General features: G+C 40.6%; 16 protein-coding genes. 6 read left to right on the top strand and 10 right to left on the bottom strand.

Annotation, left to right across the window (positions count from 1 at the left end):
- Nucleotides 1-7: 7 nt before the first annotated feature.
- From WN50_RS07985 to ruvA, 5 genes are all read right to left on the bottom strand, one after another.
- Nucleotides 8-1,306 carry a glycosyltransferase gene (locus WN50_RS07985; RefSeq protein ID WP_046280202.1) on the bottom strand — a complete coding sequence of 433 codons (1,299 nt, stop codon included), beginning with the start codon at nt 1,304-1,306 and terminating at the stop codon, nt 8-10.
- A 15-nt stretch (nt 1,307-1,321) separates the two neighbouring features.
- Entirely contained in the window at nt 1,322-2,245 is a 924-nt protein-coding gene (locus tag WN50_RS07980) for a glycosyltransferase family 2 protein (RefSeq protein ID WP_046280201.1), read from the bottom strand.
- A gap of 96 nt (nt 2,246-2,341) precedes the next feature.
- Nucleotides 2,342-3,802 (bottom strand): NAD(P)/FAD-dependent oxidoreductase, encoded by a 1,461-nt coding sequence (locus WN50_RS07975; protein ID WP_046280200.1) that lies wholly within the window; start codon nt 3,800-3,802, stop codon nt 2,342-2,344.
- Between the two features lie 403 nt (nt 3,803-4,205).
- Nucleotides 4,206-5,225 (bottom strand): glycosyltransferase family 2 protein, encoded by a 1,020-nt coding sequence (locus tag WN50_RS07970; protein WP_046280199.1) that lies wholly within the window; start codon nt 5,223-5,225, stop codon nt 4,206-4,208.
- 291 nt (nt 5,226-5,516) lie between these two features.
- On the bottom strand, nt 5,517-6,152 hold the full coding sequence (ruvA, locus tag WN50_RS07965) for a Holliday junction branch migration protein RuvA (protein WP_046280198.1): 636 nt from the start codon (nt 6,150-6,152) through the stop codon (nt 5,517-5,519).
- A 71-nt stretch (nt 6,153-6,223) separates the two neighbouring features.
- Here ruvA and WN50_RS07960 point away from each other — a divergent pair, with 71 nt between their 5' ends.
- Genes WN50_RS07960 through WN50_RS07950 form a run of 3 tightly spaced genes read left to right on the top strand, consistent with a single transcriptional unit; the run spans nt 6,224 to nt 8,447 of the window.
- Entirely contained in the window at nt 6,224-7,477 is a 1,254-nt protein-coding gene (locus WN50_RS07960; protein ID WP_046280197.1) for an MFS transporter, read from the top strand.
- Between the two features lie 16 nt (nt 7,478-7,493).
- A complete protein-coding gene (locus tag WN50_RS07955; protein WP_046280196.1) occupies nt 7,494-7,685 on the top strand; it encodes a hypothetical protein in 192 nt (63 codons plus the stop codon).
- 21 nt (nt 7,686-7,706) lie between these two features.
- Nucleotides 7,707-8,447, top strand: a complete 741-nt coding sequence (locus WN50_RS07950) for an HAD family hydrolase (RefSeq protein WP_046280195.1) — start codon at nt 7,707-7,709, stop codon at nt 8,445-8,447.
- A 57-nt stretch (nt 8,448-8,504) separates the two neighbouring features.
- On the opposite strand, the gene WN50_RS07945 is transcribed toward WN50_RS07950, so the two are convergent.
- The gene (locus WN50_RS07945; protein WP_046280194.1) at nt 8,505-9,812 is read right to left on the bottom strand and encodes a BaiN/RdsA family NAD(P)/FAD-dependent oxidoreductase; all 1,308 of its coding nucleotides are present in this window, start codon (nt 9,810-9,812) and stop codon (nt 8,505-8,507) included.
- Nucleotides 9,813-9,955: 143 nt separating this feature from the next.
- Here WN50_RS07945 and WN50_RS07940 point away from each other — a divergent pair, with 143 nt between their 5' ends.
- Nucleotides 9,956-10,660, top strand: coding sequence for a polysaccharide deacetylase family protein (locus WN50_RS07940; RefSeq protein ID WP_046280193.1), 705 nt, complete (start codon nt 9,956-9,958; stop codon nt 10,658-10,660).
- Nucleotides 10,638-13,046 (top strand): Calx-beta domain-containing protein, encoded by a 2,409-nt coding sequence (locus WN50_RS07935; RefSeq protein ID WP_046280192.1) that lies wholly within the window; start codon nt 10,638-10,640, stop codon nt 13,044-13,046. Before WN50_RS07940 ends, WN50_RS07935 begins: the two co-directional genes overlap by 23 nt.
- A gap of 17 nt (nt 13,047-13,063) precedes the next feature.
- On the opposite strand, the gene WN50_RS07930 is transcribed toward WN50_RS07935, so the two are convergent.
- From WN50_RS07930 to WN50_RS07915, 4 genes are all read right to left on the bottom strand, one after another.
- Nucleotides 13,064-13,450 (bottom strand): type II toxin-antitoxin system VapC family toxin, encoded by a 387-nt coding sequence (locus tag WN50_RS07930; RefSeq protein WP_046280191.1) that lies wholly within the window; start codon nt 13,448-13,450, stop codon nt 13,064-13,066.
- Nucleotides 13,450-13,626, bottom strand: coding sequence for a hypothetical protein (locus WN50_RS35200; RefSeq protein ID WP_235440873.1), 177 nt, complete (start codon nt 13,624-13,626; stop codon nt 13,450-13,452). Before WN50_RS35200 ends, WN50_RS07930 begins: the two co-directional genes overlap by 1 nt.
- Before the next feature lie 81 nt (nt 13,627-13,707).
- Nucleotides 13,708-15,915 (bottom strand): tetratricopeptide repeat protein, encoded by a 2,208-nt coding sequence (locus WN50_RS07920; RefSeq protein WP_046280190.1) that lies wholly within the window; start codon nt 15,913-15,915, stop codon nt 13,708-13,710.
- Nucleotides 15,912-17,249 (bottom strand): hypothetical protein, encoded by a 1,338-nt coding sequence (locus WN50_RS07915; RefSeq protein WP_046280189.1) that lies wholly within the window; start codon nt 17,247-17,249, stop codon nt 15,912-15,914. Before WN50_RS07915 ends, WN50_RS07920 begins: the two co-directional genes overlap by 4 nt.
- Nucleotides 17,250-17,486: 237 nt before the next feature.
- Here WN50_RS07915 and WN50_RS07910 point away from each other — a divergent pair, with 237 nt between their 5' ends.
- Nucleotides 17,487-18,476, top strand: coding sequence for a hypothetical protein (locus WN50_RS07910; protein WP_046280188.1), 990 nt, complete (start codon nt 17,487-17,489; stop codon nt 18,474-18,476).
- Nucleotides 18,477-18,571 lie beyond the last annotated feature (95 nt).

The following is an 18,571-nucleotide window of genomic DNA, read 5'->3' as shown; positions in this document are numbered from 1 at the left end:
TAACCTCCTAAAGAAATGATTGAGTAACTTTCTTGACTGACTTTGCCATCTGAACATTTAAGTTCTGTTTGGGCAAACTTGATGTTAACGTTTGTTGGTAGATTTCGACCAAAATATCGTTCAGTTTATTCAGATCATAGTGTTCTTCAACATAGGTTCGTCCAGCTTTTCCCATTTCTAACCACAACTGCGGATTTTTGATGAGAATACCAAGTTTTTCGGCTAAAGTTTCTGCATCTCGTTCAGGAACTAAGAAACCGGAAACTCCATCTTCTACTAATTCTGGAATTCCACCATGATAGGTACTTATCACTGGTAAACCCATCGCCATCGCTTCTTTTAAGACATTGATGGGAGCATCTTGATTACCATCTTTTGCTGTGACACTTGGAGCCAGAAAAATCTGAGATTGATTGAGTATTTCAATAATTTCATTTTCATCTTTCCAACCTAATAAATGGATAAATTTATGAGCATTTAAGTTGTTAATTAATGTTTGTAACCTGTCTTTCAAAGGGCCGTCACCAATGATATTATACTCTATGTTAGAGTAAACTAGAGCTTGCTGGGCTACAGCTCGAATACTGTATTCAATTCCCTTTTTTTCAACGAGCCGCCCTGTTGTCACAATGCGGATTTTTTCATCATTAGGGAAGTAACGGGGAGTAAACGTAAATCGACTAGAATCTAGTCCAGAACGATGAACAAACACCTGACTTTCATCACACCCTAGCTCTACAACTCGACGCTTGAAAAATTCGCAATTGGCTAAAAAGCAGTTACCAGTATGAAATAGTTTTTGATAAACTTTCTTGCCTCTTTCTTTCACAAACCGACTAATATCATCTCCTCGAAATGTAGTAATGAGTTTTGCCTTTGGATCATTGATTGTCCGAAATGACATTCCTCGATAACTTTGGGTACCAAATTGACAGTGAATGATGTCGTAATGACAATTAAATTTGGGAATTATTGTGTAAAGCAACCACAGAGAAAGAGCTTGCTGACCATATTTAAAAACATTTAAAGCATCAAGAAAACGCCAAGGATCTTGATGACCTTGAGTGAGTAGTAATCCCAAGCCTTTCCAAATTCTCAAGACAATATTTTCGGGGATTTGAGGAAAATAATAAGTGTGTTCTAGAAGGTTGTATTTAGCGATTGCGGGATGAGTTTTAGTGGTATCACCGGCAGAACTCGCATAAATATCAACTTGATGACCTCGCTCGATTAAACCTGTAATTTGGTTGAGAATAAAAGTTTCCGACAATTGTGGAAAATGGCCGACAATAAATGCAATTTTCATGGTTCTAATCTCTTGTTATTCTCGTGCTGATACTCCACCAAACCTCAGTTTAATGATTTCTAAAGCGCTGACATATCGAACGACAAACATCACGACAGAAACTTGAACTTTCTGTTGAACGTTTTTTAATCGTTTATCTAGAAAGGTATTGACTACAAAGTTTAACGGAGGAATTAAGTTTTTCAGCAATAGAGAAATGAAAACAAAATCTTGAGGTAAGTTTCTAGAGTTTTTCTTATGCTGTAAATCATAGATTCCTCCAACTAGGCGAATCGTTCTTTTGTACAGTTCTAGCCAAGATGTTCGAGCTGGATGTTGAACACAAGTCTCCTCGCTATAAATCTGCTGATAACCAGAATCAAAAATTCGCCTACACCATTCGACATCTCCACTTGACTTTAGAGTTGCATCAAAAACGCCAACTTTTTCGATAACTTGTTTCCAAGTCAATAAATTAGCTCCCGCTCCGTATCGATGCTTTTCTAGAAGTTCTTTTTGAGGAAAAGCTGTGATACTTTCATAGAGTTCTACAGGTGTAATTTTCTGGGTATTTTTAAAGAAAAGCTCAATTTTTCCCGCAACTAATCCACAATTAGGAGCGTTTTGTAAATGCGTTACACCCTGTTCAAGCCAATCCAAAGCAGGAATACAATCCGCATCTGTAAAAGCAATAATTTCCCCTTTTGCAACAGATATCCCGCGATTGCGAGCAGCGTAGGAACCTGGAGTGCTTTCATAGAGATAGAACGCTTGACGAAATAAAGTTACAACAGAGTCAATTTTTTCAGCCGAATCTGAACCATTATCTACCACAATGACTTCATAATCACTCGGAGGATAGGTCTGATTATCGAGAGCTTCTAAGCAGTGTTTTAAACGTTCCACATCATTATAAACAGGAACAATGACAGACACAAAATGTCGAGATGAGTGTTCCATTTTCTGAGCATTTTAGTTAATATCTTCACTGAAGAAAGTAAAACGATAAAAAGTTGACAGGGTAAATATTTTTTAGCCCCTATCAACCCCTTTTTCTTACTTCATAACTAACTGAGGTTTTTCACGACCTTTCCACTCTTCTTTTGTAAATTCTTCGTGATAGGAACGTTCAGTATTTACATTCCAGAGATCATGATGGTCGCCGAGTACATTTTGAGCCGCTAATACTCCGGTTAACATTGAATGATCTTGGTTATTATAACGGTGCATTCCGTTACGACCAATGGTTTGTAAGTTGTCAAACTGTGATAAATAATCTTGAATGACTTGTAGATGTCGGCGATAATCTCGGTCATAAACCGGATAAGCTTTCGGTTGACGCAATATCGTTCCATCTTCAACTTTACTCGCTTTTGCTAAACCTAATTCTTCGATTTCACGGGTAGCTAAATCCAACAGTTCGGTGTCTGATAAGTTCCAGATTTCATCGCCTTCTGTGCAGAAATATTCCAAACCTAAGCAGGTTTTTGTTTGGTCAGGAACCATCGCCGGACTCCAGTTTTTGAAGTTTTGAATCCGGCCGACTTTCACTTCTGGACTGTGAATATAAATCCAGTTATCTGGAAAGAGATCAGCTTCATCGATAATCAAAGCAACAATCAAAAAGTCTCGATAAGACAGAGATTTTGCCGCCTGTAAAACTTCATCGGGAGGTAAAGGATCAAGTCGGTTTACCAGCGCGGTGACAGGCATACTGGAGATAAATTTATCCGCTTTTAGGCTAATCTCTTGACCCTCTTTATATGCGATCACTTCGGTAATATGATGACCTTCTCGCTTGATACTCACAACCCGAGTATTGAGGGAAACTTGACCCCCATTTTCATCAACTTTTTGTTGGAAACGTTCCCACATCATGCCCGGCCCATAGATGGGGTAATCAAATTTTTTGATTAAGGTTTTCGTGTCGTTGCTGCCAAATAAAGCATTGAGAACAGCTTTTTTTAAGGATAAACCTTTGATTCTTTGAGCTGCCCATTCTGCTTCGATTTTATTGCAGGGAATTCCCCAAACTTTTTCGGTGTAGGTTTTGAAAAAGGTGCGATAAAGCCGACTTCCAAAGCTATCTGTGACCCATTCTTCAAAGGTTTCTGGTTCTACATCGGGTTGTAATTTTCCTTTGACTCTGGCTTTGAAATAGCTTAATAAAATCAACAAGCTTTCGATAATACCCAGGTTAAAGAGGGTGTTATAGATAGACAGTGGATAGTCATAAAATTTGTTCTGGTAATAAATACGAGACAGTCGAGGAACTTGGATGAATTCTTTTCCGAGAACTTCCTGCCATAATTGATTGACAATATCTACTTTGGTAAAAAAGCGATGACCGCCAATATCAAAGCGATATCCTTTATATACTTCTGTTCTAGAAATCCCTCCCACTTGACTCGCGGCTTCTAAGACGTGAGGATGTACTCCGCGCTTAGTGAGTTCATAAGCCGCAGTAAGTCCAGCAGGGCCAGCTCCGATGATAACGACGGGGTGATGATGTAGCATTTGATGACCTTTGGAAGATATTGGTAGAACGTGAAATATGGAATATGCCTCTGTCCAAAATATGGAATTTTCACTCACTTTAGCACTATCTAAAGCCTGTAGAGTTCCTGATTTCAGACCCAGATATTCTCTGGAGTTTCAGAATAACTCTGTGATTATATAGGATGCTCAAAACAGAATTTCGCAAACTCCAGAAAAGTTGAGACAAAAAACTTCAAAAATAATGATTCGCTCACCCTTTAAACCAGTAGTAAGCTTAACCACTGGTAAATTCACCCCGGTCAAACGAATATTTAGATTCAACTCAAGACGGGTAATAATCTACGCTTCAATGTAGTGAGGTCGTCTTGATCAAGTTCTACAAGTTGAGTTGATCACAAAAAAATCGTGAGATATCACGACTTCAAGCTTTGCGATAAGTCCAATTTTCTTCAAACCAATGACGAACTAAACCAATCGCAAATGCTAGCCCACTGTAGAAATAGTAAAACCAGTGCCACGGTACTGTTTTGAGGGCAAAAATAAAGCCTCGTTTGTTGTGAAAAAACTGGTAAACGGGTGCATTCAAAACCAGAAAAGCGATCGCAAATAAACAGACAATAATCGAGGTTTGAGATAACCAAGGCACTGCTAATAATGCGCCGATTTTCGCATAAACTAAGACAACACTCAGGCGACTAGAGTATTGCAGATTTAAGTCATTATTCAATTTGCGATCGCGTAAAATTAAAGCAGTCCAAGGCAAAGCTCGATAAAAAAAGTCAGCTTTCAACATGGAAACAGGCCGCCATTCCTTGAGATGCTTAACAAAGATATTTTTCCGCAACCCAATTTGATAACCTGCTTTTTTCAGGCGGTAGCCGAGTTCAATATCTTCAATACAGGGAAGACGATATTTTTCATCAAAACCGCCAACTTCTAGGAAGATCTCTCGACGAATAGCGCCGCAAGCTCCCCAAAATGTAGATGCTTCTTCGTTACCTGTTTGGTGAGTATAATGATGAAATAAATTTCTGTATTGAGAGAGGAAATTATCCGCTCCCGGCGCATCATCGTAGGAACCAATTAGAGCCGATAAATTCGGTTCGTTCGTGAAAGTTTTGACCACTTTCTCAATTGTGTCTGGGTAGATTTCGACATCTGCATCCACAAAGAAAACAATATCACCTGTTGCTGCTTTAGCCCCCAAATTACGCGCTCTAGCGGGGCCTCCGGCTTTGGGTAGCCGAAAGACTTTTGCACCGAACTTCTCAGCTAAAGCGTGAGAACCATCGGTATCTCCGTCTGCGACAACAATGACTTCGTTGGGGTTTAGAGAAGTTTTTGTCAAACTCTCAAGACATCGCTGAAACTTTTCTCCACCGTTATAGACCGGGATAATGATTGATATCGTTAGCTTAGGCTCTTGACCGTTATTACTCATAGTTCCTTAGACAACGATTTTTCGTCTTGTTGTTTCCTCCCTATCATCTTAAACAGAATTGTGAAAAAAATCAGTCCTTAGATAGATTACTCTGTAAAGGTTGTGTAAAAAGGTTGGATAAAATTATAAAGCTTGTGTAAAGCTTGTGTGAAAATGCTGTTAATGAATATCGCCAAAACCCTTGATTTACATAGGATATACGTGCTGCACAGAACCGGATGCCAGATCCTCTTAGAAGGGTTTTCAGATGCGGATCTAAATCGCTTGTTTATTTGATAGCTTCATCTGTATTTATCCTAACTCTTGAGCCATCCAAGCAATTGCTTTTTTGATCCATTCTTCTGTTGAGATTTGCGAGGACAGCTTTTGTTCTTGACTCAAAGCTTGTAACGCTTGCATCACTTCTGAACCCGTATAGCCTAAAGCTAAAAGTGTCATCTCAATTTCTTCTTGAATTTCGACGCTTAAGCCAGAAGAAACAATCGCTGTGAGTCCTGCTTCTTGCCGCCATTGAGCAAGTTTTGTTTTTAATTCTAATGCAATGCGTTGAGCCGTTTTACTTCCAACTCCTGGCGTTTTTGCTAAAACTTTTGTATTTTCACCAACAATAGCTTGTACTAACTCTTGTAATTCCAACGTATTTAATAAAGCAATTGCTAACTGAGTTCCAATCCCACTTACACTAATTAACTGACGAAATAAATCCCGTTCAGCAATAGCTGAAAAGCCATAAAGCACCATTTGATCTTCGCGGGTTTGTAGATGGGTAAAGACTTGAATTGACTCACCAATCGCAGGTAGCTGGGTAATCATTCGAGGAACAATCTGCACTTCATAGCCAATATTATTCGTTTCTATCAAAAGGATGACTCGATTGTTCGTATTTTTGTGAATTGCTGCAACTGTTCCTTTTAAATAGCCAATCATCCTTCAGTCTCCTTGAGCAAAAAAATGTTAAAATAAATGACAATAACTTTTTTAGATAGGGATTTTTAACGATGGGATGCCTTAATCGAATATTAACTTGGCTACCCTCACTTAATCCCCAAATCTGGGTTCTAGCTTTTGGTCGGTTACTTTCTCAAACGGGTACAGGTTTTACATTATTCTATGCACCGATTTTTTTTGTCAACCAAGTTGGTTTATCGGCAACAGCAGTCGGAATTGGTTTGGGAAGCGCTCAAATTTCAGGTATTTTGGGGCGAATTCTGGGCGGTTCTTTCTCTGATTCTCCAGTTTGGGGTCGGCGTCGCACGTTATTACTCTCGGCTTTAATTTCTGCGATATCTTCTTTTATTCTAGCAAGTGCAAGCGATTTTAAAACGGTTGTTTTAGGGAATTTATTTTTAGGATTAGGCATTGGATTGTATTGGCCAGCAACAGAAGCCGTTGTCGCTGATTTGAGTACAGGAGATAACCGCAATCAAGCCTTTGCTTTAACTCGTCTTGCTGATAATATTGGTTTACAATTAGGGATTATTTTAGGCGGAATTGTGATTTCGACAACAGGGGCTTATCGGACTCTATTTATTGTTGATGCGTTATCGTTTTTAGTGTTTTTTGGCGTTATTTTTGCAACCATCCAAGAAACCTATACTCCCCCATCAACAGACTCAAAAGAACAAAATCTCACTCAAAAATGGTTACTCGCCCTGAGTGACCGACCTTTGTTGGTGTTTGTTTTGATTAATATCATGTTTACTGTTTATATCTCTCAGATTCATAGTACAATACCTCTCTACTTTAATCAATTTGTGAATAACGGTTTTTCTCCCGGTAAAATTAGTTATCTATTTGCCGGGTATATAACCTTATGTGTACTCACTCAATTACCCATTGCTCATTTTCTCAGTCGTTGGACTCGTCCGCAAGCTTTAATGATTTCCGCAAGTTTGTGGGGAATCGGATTTATTCTGATTGGTTTAACCGGAATTGTTGCAGAAAATAACCTGCTGTTTGCCATTTTAGCCTTAAGTCTATTAGCCATAGCAACAGTGAGTTATACCCCTTCTGCTTCCGCCCTCGTTGCCGATTTAGCCCCGGAATCTTTACGAGGAATTTACTTAGCCATTAACGCCCAATGTTGGGCAATTGGTTATTTAATTGGGCCGCCTTTAGGGGGATGGGTACTTGATCAAAGCCCAGACGTTGTGTATAATTATTGGTTAGGATTAGCGGCAAGTATTAGTGTGGCGATTTTAATCTTACAGGTTTTAAATCGCATCATGGACAGTCAAAAAATTAATCACTAATTTGGAGAAACCCGTCATGGGACGACAAGCTAAACTAAAAAAAATGCGTCAACAAGCCAAAGAAAATCCTCCAGCAGAATTTCCTCAATCTTCCTCGGAAACAGACCCGAAAAATTTTGTTGAAACAATAGAACAACAAGGCTACAAACTCCAACAAAGTTTCCCCTCTCCCGAAATCCCCAATCAAGACGTTAAACCTCAAATTTAAACGGTTATTTTTTCAACTAAAATGGCATTAAAAGCATTAATTTTTGATGTAGATGGCACCTTAGCAGAAACAGAACGAGACGGACATCGAATTGCGTTTAATCAAGCTTTTGCTAAAACAGGACTGATTTGGAATTGGTCAGTTGAGTTGTATGGAGAATTGTTAGAAGTTCCAGGTGGAAAAGAACGCATTCGGTTTTATTTAGACCAATACAAACCTGAATTTAAACCCGATAGAAACATAGACGAATTCATCACCACTTTACACCACCTAAAAAATCAATATTACCACGACTTACTCGCATCCGGTATCATTCCTTTACGTCCGGGTGTTAAACGGTTAATTGAAGCTGCAAAAACCGCCGGGTTACGGTTAGCCATTGCGACAACTAGCGCCTTACCCAACGTGATGGCGTTACTCGAAAAAACTCTTAACCCTGACTGGTTTGAAGTTATCGGCGCCGGAGATATTGTTCCCGCCAAAAAACCCGCCCCCGATATCTATAACTATGTTTTGCAAAAATTAGACCTTCCTCCTGAAAATTGTTTAGTATTTGAAGACTCTTATCAGGGTTTACAAGCAGCAACAAAAGCGGGTTTAAAAACGATTGTTACTGTTAATAATTATACCCTAAATCAAGACTTTTCAGATGCGGTTTTAGTCGTTAATCATTTGGGCGAAGTCGATAAACCGTTAACCTGTATTTCCGGTAAACTAGAAGGAGTCAATTATCTCGATATTCCTCAACTTCAGACCTTATAAACTTTTAAAAACCCGGTAACTTTTAAGAAACCGGGTTTTTGAGGTTTACCTACTTATCTAAAATTTTCCCATCGCTTGACCCGCTAACCAACCCGTAGTCCAAGCGCTTTGAAAATTAAACCCCCCCGTCACGCCATCAATATCTAATATTTCACCTGCAAAATACAAATTCGGACAACAACGGCTTTCCATTGTTTTAAAATCAACTTCTTTCAAACTCACACCGCCACAGGTGACAAATTCTTCCTTGAAAACCCCTTTTCCGTTGATTTGAAATTTTCCCTGAGTTAATTCTTGAATGAGTTGATTAATCACTTTATTAGAAACTTCACCCCAGCGTTTTTGTTCATCAATTCCCACCGCTAAAGTTAACTGTTTCCACAGTCTACGCGGAATTAATACCGGACAACTCGAAGAAACAACCCGTTGAGATAATTGAGATTTTACTGCTAACAATTCCTCTCGCAAGGCTTCAGGATTAGATAGAGGTAGCCAATTAACAATTAATGATGTTTTATAGCGACAATCTTGTAAAAATCTCGCCCCCCAAGCCGATAATTTCAACACCGCAGGCCCACTTAACCCCCAATGGGTAATCAGTAATGGCCCTGTTTGTTCGAGTTTCGCTTCTGGTAACTTTATTTTAGCAGAATTAACCGAAACTCCCGCTAAATCTTTCAATCTTTCATCAGTAATATTAAACGTAAACAGAGAAGGAACCGGAGGGATAATTTGATGACCCAATTGTTGCGCCCAACGATAACCAGAAGGGTTACTTCCTGTCGCCAATAATAGGCGATCAGCCGTTAATATTTCTCCTGAGTTTAATATAATTTTAAAGTAATTTTCTCTGTTAAAAAACCCGGTTTCTTGTTGATGATGTGGGATGAAAGTTTTTAAGTTTCCTTCAGAAACCGGGTTTATGGATAAATCGTGATTTTTTTGATTCACGTGAATTTCAGTCACCCTCGCCTGAGTTTTAATCTGAATCCCCGCTTGTTTTGCAGATTGAATTAAACAGTTAACAATCGTTTCTGAATCATCTGTTATCGGGAACATTCGCCCATCTTCTTCTGTTTTTAATTCCACTCCTTTTTGAGTAAACCATTCAACCGTATCTTTGGCTTGAAACCGACTAAAAGCCCCTCGCAACGCCTTCGCCCCTCTGGGATAATTCTGTACAAATTGGGCAGGATCAAAACAAGCATGAGTCACGTTACACCGTCCCCCGCCAGAGATACGAACTTTGGCTAAAGGTTGCTGTCCGGCTTCCAGTAAAATAACCTTAGTATGGGGATGAGTATTTGCACAAGCAATCGCCCCAAAAAAACCCGCAGCCCCACCGCCAATAACAACAACTTTCATAGAACTTAATTCAGACAAAGTGATATGAACTCCTGGATATTTTATCTTTTTTAAATTATACCAAAAAGCTTTAATCCTTTGCAAAAATGTTATAATCAATCCACAGACTTCAAAAATAAACCGTTAATTAACGTTCAATAAAAATGGAATTCGCACCCTTCTTTCCCGTTTTACATCCCATTTTAAAAACAGCCTTTCCTCATTGTCTGTGGCGAGGAGATATCAACCAAGCTGAAATTGCCCTAACCTTTGACGATGGGCCGCATCCAGTCTATACTTTAGACCTGTTAAACGTCTTAGACGAATATCAAATTAAAGCCAGTTTTTTTTGGTTAGGCTGTTGGGTGAAAAACTATCCTAAAATTGCCCAAGCCGTCATTCAACAAGGTCATTGGATTTGTTTACATGGATATTATCATCAAATGTTTCATCAAATGACCGATGAACAACTCCAAAAAGATCTTGAAAACACCAAACAAGAAATTATCAATATTAGTGATCTTAATCCTAATTCTTTACTCGATGTTCGTCCCCCCAATGGTGTTTTTACCCCGAAAATCTTAACCCTATTAAAACAATGGGGATATCGTCCCGTGATGTGGACAGTCGTTCCTGAAGATTGGGTACGTCCAGGGGTTAATATTGTCACCAATCGTGTTATTCAACAAACAACAAACGGGTCAATTATTGTCTTACACGATGGCAACGATGGCGGCCAGGATGTCGCCGCTTCTGCCAAATCAATTATCCCAAAACTCTTGGAAAAAGGCTACAAGTTTGTTACCATAGATCAGCTTTGGCAACAAAAACTTTCCCGTTTAACCAATGGTATTAAGACCCGAAACTGACCCCCAAACCGGAGAATTACGCTTAGTTGGAACAGACTTTCCTGAAAATACCACCTTTTTTCCAGGGGAATTGGGTGTGTTTACTCAAGGTGTCTTTTTTCTGGGAGGAAATGATACCGTTCAAGGTTCATCTGACCCCGAATTAATTCGCGGAAATTTAGATAATGATCTGATCCGAGGTGGGGATGGAAATGATACCCTTTTGGGGGGTCAAGGTATCGATAGCCTCTTGGGAGAAGGTGGAAATGATGCTATTTTTGGGGAATTAGATAATGATATTTTATTTGGAAATTTAGGCGAAGACACGCTTTTTGGCGGACAGGGAAATGATGAAGCCAATGGCGGACAAGGAAACGATGTATTCTTTGGTGGACCCGGAATTGATACGTTAAACGGGGATAACGGTGATGATTTAATACAAGGAGAAAATGATGGAGATGTTCTCTTAGGCGGACAAGGAAATGATATTATTTTAGGCGGTTTTGGATCAGACATAATTAATGGAGAAGCCGGAGAGGATGTCATTCGCGGTGAACAAGATAGCGATTTTTTAGTTGGGGGAGATAATAACGATTTAATATTCGGAGGAACAGGGGATGACCGCGTTTTAGGAGAAGCTGGAAATGACCGACTTTATGGGGATAAAGGACGAGATACTTTAATTGGGGGAGAAGGAAACGACATCTTTTTCATTGAACCCGGAACAGGTGGAAATACCCCCGCAGACGCTAACTTTTTATTTGACTTTCAACCCGGTATTGATACCATTGCTTTAGTCGGAGATTTCCCTTTTGATAGTCTTAATATTACCGAAGACCCTCGTGATTCTAATAATACCCTAATTCAAGCCGCAAACGGTGAATATTTAGCCGTCGTTCAACGAGTTTCACCCGACAGACTCACCCGTTCAAACTTTTTTATTCCCGGTTTTATTTCCTTCAATTCCTCACAATTTACCGTGAGTGAAAACGGCACTCCTATTAACCCCATAACCATTACTCGTAGCGTTGGGGAAGATGGCGCCGCCAGCGTGGTTTTAACTCTCGCTCCTATTGGAATTATTACCCCAGAAGAACTGAATACCGCCCCAATTTCGGTTAACTTTGCTAACGGCGATGCCACAGCAAAAACCATCGCTTTAAACATTACCAATAACAATATTGTTGACTACCCTCGAGAAGTTCAACTCAGCTTAGAAAACCCCACAGGTTCAGCTTCTATTGGCATTCCCGCCCAAGCCACATTAGAAATATTGGATGACGAACCCAAAATTGAACCCCAACAAACCATCCCCCATCCTCTCCCAGAAACCAACGCAAATTTTGGTTTTGCGGTCGAACAAGTAACCACCAATATATTAGTTGGCGCCCCCGGACAAAATAATAGTCAAGGTTCAGCTTATTTATTTGATGCAGTCACCGGACAACCCCTGCAAATTTTTAATCATCCCTTCCCCGCCACCGCCGGAAACGCCCAACTCGGCAGAAGTTTAACCGCTTTTGGGGCAAATGTGGTCATTGGCGCCCCCCAAGATAGCACCATTGTCCCCCAAGCCGGCGCCGTTTATCAATTTAGCAGTTCGGCGGGAGTCGCCTATCAACTGTTGAGTGACCCCACCCCCGAACCTTTTGAAAACTTTGGCTTTGCAGTCGATAGCATCGGCAATACTATCATCGTCGGCGCCCCCACCAGCAACACCCTCGCCCCCCGTTCCGGTGCCGCCTACCTGTTTGATGGCAATAGCGGGCAATTGCTACAAACTTTCAATAACCCCGAACCCGCAGCCGACTCCTATTTTGGGGCATCTGTTGCCGCAGTGGGGGATAAAGTCTTAGTTGGCGCCCCTGGAAGTTTAACAGGAGTGGGGGCGACAAAGCCCGGAGTTGCTTATTTATTTGATAGTATTACCGGGGAGTTATTGCAAATTTTTCGCAACCCCAACCCCGGAATTGATGATTTTGGGCGGGGTTTAGCTTGGACGAATATTGGCCGGGACGTGTTAATTGGGGCGCCGGGAGATGACAGGCGAGGAACCGATACCGGGGCGGCGTTTCTGTTTGACGGAATAACTGGAAGTGTGTTGCAAAGCTACAGTTATCCTCAACCCCGACCTTTTGACCGTTTTGGGGAAGCCATTGATATCGTCAATACCAGCGTATTCACGGGAACTCCCGGTTATGGGTCGTTAGCGTCTGGGGCGGTGTTCCGGCATCAGTTGAGAACCGGAGAACTTCTCGATACTTATATTAATACCATACCTGACAACGGTGATCAACGGTTGAATTTTGGAGCGTCCGTCGCCGCAGTCGGCAATACTTGGGTAACGGGCGTACCGGGTTATGACGTTGGGGGTGTTGACGTGGGGCGAGTTTATCAGTTTGTGTAGGTTGTTTTATTATTATTTTACCAGAATCGCTCGATTTCATAACTATCAAATTTTTCATCAATACTGATAATTACTAATTCCTCAATTTGAGCTTGAGCTATTAACAAGCGATCAAAAGGATCTCGATGATGATTGGGCAAATTACTGAGGGCATAAATATGAGATAAATCAATAGACAATAAGTGAATTTGGTTTCGCTTAAGCTCATCTTCTACCAGTTCAGGTAACGCTGTTTTAAGCTGTAACTTACCCAAAGATAACTTAATTTGCATTTCCCAAATACTAACAATACTTAAAATAACTTCTGTATTGGGATCGCTGATCAGATTTAAAACGGGAAAAGAAAGCTTTTGAGCATTGCTTGTCCACCAAATAAAAACATGAGTATCAATCAAAACTCTCATCAATCTTCACCCAACCAAAATTCATCAGGTAAAGGATCATTAAAATCATCGCCGATCTCAATTTCTCCTTGATGTAGGTTCGGAATGCGGGGTGTGGATGATTCTGAGACTAAAAGCCTGTCATTTTTAGCAGATTGGATAAAGTTCAAGACTTCTATAAGCAATGGTTCTGGCACTGATGAAAGTTCCTGTATGATAGTTTCCAACAGAGTCATTTCTTTTGGGGAATCACTATGTTTAACATAATACATCAGATTTTAACACCCGCTCTCTTGATCAGAACTTTGTTGAATTAACGCTATAAACCGTTCGTCTGACCGAATGTTATCAAAATCCGAGTCTGTTTTCGCCATCTCAATACATTCACTATCAAGTTGAATGGCTTTCTGTAAATCCTTCACTGCAAGCTCTACATTACCCTGTAAGCCATAGCAACAAGCTTTATTATACCAGGCATAAGCATGGTCGGGTTTAAATTTTATCGCCTGATCATAGGATGAAACTGCCTCTTCGTAGCGTCCTAAATTAACAAGTTCAAGGCCTCGGTTGTTCCAGGCATAAGCATAGTCGGGTTTAAATTTTATCGCCTGATCAAAGGATTCAACTGCTTCTTCGTAGCGTTCCAAATTAGCTAGTGCATTGCCTCGGTTGTACCAAGCTGCATCTTTATCCGGTTTAATTTTTATCGCCTGATCAAAGGATGCAACTGCCTCTTCATAGCGTCCTAAATCATCGAGTGCATTGCCTCGGAAGTACCAAGCTGAAGCATAATCCGGTTTAAATTTTATCGCCTGATCAAAGGATGCAACTGCCTCTTCATAGCGTCCTAAATCATCGAGTGCATTGCCTCGGCTGTACCAGGCTGCATCGTCATCCGGTTTAATTTTTATCGCCTGATCAAAGGATGCAACTGCCTCTTCGTAGCGTCCCAACTTACCCAGTGCAACGCCTCGGTTGATCCAGGCATAATGAGCATCCGGTTGAATTTCTATAGCTTTATCATAGGATTCTATCGCCTCTTGGTCGTGTCCCAACTTATTCAGTGCAACGCCTCGATTAAACCAGGCTTGATGATAATCCGGTTGAATTTCTATAGTCTTATCGTAGGATTCTATCGCCTCTTGATGCCGTCCCAACTTACCCAGTGTAATGCCTCGGTTGTACCAGGCTTGATGATAATCCGGTTGAATTTCTATTGCCTTATCGAAGGATTCTATCGCCTTTTGGTCGCGTCCTAAATTACGGAGTGGATACCCTCGTAAGTACCAAGCATAATGAGCATCCGGTTGAATTTCTATTACCTTATCGAAGGATTCTATCGCCTCTTGGTAGCGTCTCAACTTATTCAGTGCAACGCCTCGGAAGTTCCAAGCATAATGATAATCCGGTTGAATTTCTATTGCCTTATCGAAGGATTCTATCGCCTTTTGGTCGCGTCCTAAATTACGGAGTGGATACCCTCGTAAGTACCAAGCATAATGAGCATCCGGTTGAATTTCTATTACCTTATCGAAGGATTCTATCGCCTCTTGGTAGCGTCTCAACTTAGCGAGTGCATTGCCTCGGTTGTACCAGGCATCAGCATAGTCTGGCTGAATTTCTATTGCTTTATCGAAGGATTCTATCGCCTCTTGGTCGCGTCCTAAATTACGGAGTAAATTGCCTCGGTTGTTCCAGCTACTAGCCAAGTTTGGTTTAATTTCTATCGCCTTATCGTAGGATGCAACTGCTTCTTTGTATTTCTGAGTCGCAGTTAGCAAGCGTCCCAACTCTCTGTATAATTTTGCTTGTTCATCGGGTAATAGATGTTCTTCTGCTAAAAGTCCTTGAATTTCTAAAAACTTTTCTCGTTGTTCATCTGGAGTGAGGTTCTTATATTTCTCAAAATCTCCTTCCTCGATAAGTTGAGTAGATTTCTGATTTGCAAATTCTGGATCGGTTGGTAAATTAAAGAAACCCGAACGCCAGTCAAAAAAATCAGGCGCACGATGAATAAAATAGTTTAAAATAAATTTAGGTACAAGAAACACAAAACAAATATTAAAATCATCCCGAAATCGTTCTCGCTGTTGATTCAGATGACTTAAAATCGGAGGAACGCCTTTCCAACTGTAGGTATATTTTTCTCGACTACTCCATCCCTGTTTGATTTTTCTCAGTTCATAGTCATAGAGAGAATGTTCTAACCCGGAAATAAACAGAATATTGATGTTGTCTCGGTTAGGTAGATCAGTAACAATTGTGTAAAGGTTATCAGTCGGTTCAGTTAACCGCGAGACTTCTATCGTTTTTTGGGGAAGATCTTTTTTAACCTTTTGAATTAACCTTTCGCCTTCTGCGGGAGAACACTCCACAAAAAACAAACCAAACCCTTCTCGGCGTCGCAAACCCCGAATAAAAGCTTGATAATCTTCTTCTGGATTGTTGGGTAAATCAACATCCCAGTCTGTAAAGTTGGCTGTCATGGTTGAATTTTTTGGATTTTTTCAACGGCTTGTTTAAACTCTGGGATTCCCCGAATTAGCGGATGAACATCATACCAGGGCTGCATTTCTCCCTGATCATCATAATAACAGTATTGCAAAACACAGCGATTAAATAAAAGTGAACGATATTGATCATTATTCCGAATGGTTTTAGTTTGGGAAACATCAGCTAATATCTCCCATTGATCATCCTCAACCGTTTTGCGATAAACATCTCTGAGTTGAGTAATAGATCGCTGAACAGCGCGTTTAGAAATCGGTAAAGTTGCAGTTCGTTCAATCGCCACTTGAGTCAAAAGAATCAGATTTCGCATATCTCCCCCACTCATCAAACATAATCCCTCTAAAACTTCCGCACTCTCAAAAATTTCAGTTTCTAAGTACAGTTCCGCGTTGTGTAAATGCACACGCTTTCTAATAATTTCTTTAACGGTGTTCATCCCTTGAGGATTAATTTTTTCCTCTGGGGTTTGAATCATAATCATCGGTAAAACTTGCGGCGCGTCATAAATATTAGCAATCTCAATCGCCCGTTTTGAATAGATTAATGAAATGGGGACAGTGTAGATTAAATGACAGTCTAATGCTTTGATTTGTTCACAGCGATCAATAAAAATTTCCTCATGGTTTGTGCGTTCTGTTTCTTGAATAATGGGAACAATTCGATCTAAGTTATCCGCAATAACGGCGAGTTGGGTACAGCCATCAGGAAGCTGTATTTTCGCTTCTGTAATAAACTGATTCAACGCCTCAATCAACGTGACGGTATGGGGATTAACTTTGGCGCGAATTTCAGAACGCAAACTGGGAACTGCTCTTAAATTTGCCGTAAGTTTGGCAAACTGAGAAATCTGAGATTCTACACTCAAATCTTCAAATTTTATTTCTGTTAGGGCTAAATCTTTTAATTCTTGCCAACGACTTTTTAACCAATTTAAAAGCGGATCGGGTTTGGTTGTATCCTTTAATTGTTCTAAAATATTGCGGGTACAACCGAGTAAAATATCCGTGTATTGAGCATCTTCGGCATCGATATCTTTTTCATCGGCTGCAAAATGAACAACAAAGAATTTCTTGTCCTCTAAATATTGTTTTAACCGCAACAATTCCGTTGATTTTCCCCCGCCCCGATGACCTCCATAGAGTTGACAAGTCATCCTTCGCGATCGCAAAAGTTTCTGACCCAAATCAACTAAAACATCCCCATCTCCCCGTGCTTCCTTGCAGTCCACATAAGCCGGATCACCTGCGGGTAAAGGTTCAAAGGGATCAAAAGCATTGTAGAGGTTGTTGAGTAGTTCCTCTTGATTCATTGGGGTTGATCTCCTGGGAGAGTTTGAGAGGGTTTGAATAGGATTGTAGTAATCCCCATCATACTACAAAGTACACTCCAAAAACCCAACTTATCGTTACACTTTCTTAAATTTAGCCATTTTCAGATTACTTGGATTTTTCAACAGGAATTTGAATTCCCCATTGCAAACGACCTGATTTTTGGTAAAGTGGAGCGTTATTGAATCAAATGTTTTGTGAACTCCAATCAACCGAAAATGAAATTAAAGATTGCACTCTGTTCGGCAATAATCACGATTTTCGCCCTCTCACCCGCCTACGCAACAGACGACTGCACCTCCTCACGAGCCTACCTCTACGAACGTTGTAGGCAATCTTTACCCCTCGATAAACCCGAAAAAACCGACACTTCTAATTATACCGAAACCGTTGCTATTGTACCCGATGGACGCTTTTATCAATACCAAGCCGGACAGGGTATTTATCAAGTTCATTATAACTATACCGGACGCAACTGGACCCACGCCGATGTCGCCCCTATTCGCATTAATACTGACAAACCCATCGCTATTTTACCCATTCAATATACCACCAACAGTCTGCAATCGGGAGCGTCAGTCAATGGGGTTCCTATTGGTCGAGTTTGGAATACAATTACCGTTATTGAAATGAAGCGACGGTTAGAAGCATTAGGTTTTTTTGTGTTAACGCCAACCATTCAAATGTATGGTGAAAGTATTGAGGGTTTTCAAGCCTTAGAACATTTTATTGCGGGAGTTCATAAAGGCAATTCTCACGTTCAAACGATTGTATTAACGGCGGATGCTAATGTTGCCAATGCAGCAAATCCACGTCCTGGGGCGCAGATGTTAGTAACGGGTTTGCATTCGAGGGATTTGTGGTGGGAATATCGCATTCAATCCCGAATTATGCCGTTTTACCAACAACAACAACTCTACAATATTGGGCCGAGAGTGAGGGGCGGACAAAGCAATAAAGAAGGGCATTCTCTGGCTTGGCATCCGATGATCGAACGTGCAGCAGAATATAATTCCAATGTTGCCATTATTGAAGTTGCACAAGCCGTAGAAATTGTTCAAAAAGCCGGATCAATTCAAGCTGGACAAGAGTGGGCGGCGCCTTTATTTGATGCGATCGCTTTTGCAATGGCTGAACACGCTTGCGCGTCGGGTGCAAACTTAGAAAATATTTGTCAAAACGGCGTGTTAATTACCAATAACCCGTAGGGGCGGGTTTTTTCAGTCACCAGTCACCAGTCACCAATATTGTAGGGGCGGGTTCCGAATAAATATCTGTTTTCCCAGAAATAATATTAATAAAC

It is taken from the genome of Limnoraphis robusta CS-951, from assembly GCF_000972705.2.
This window is presented reverse-complemented; position numbering and strand designations above follow the sequence as displayed.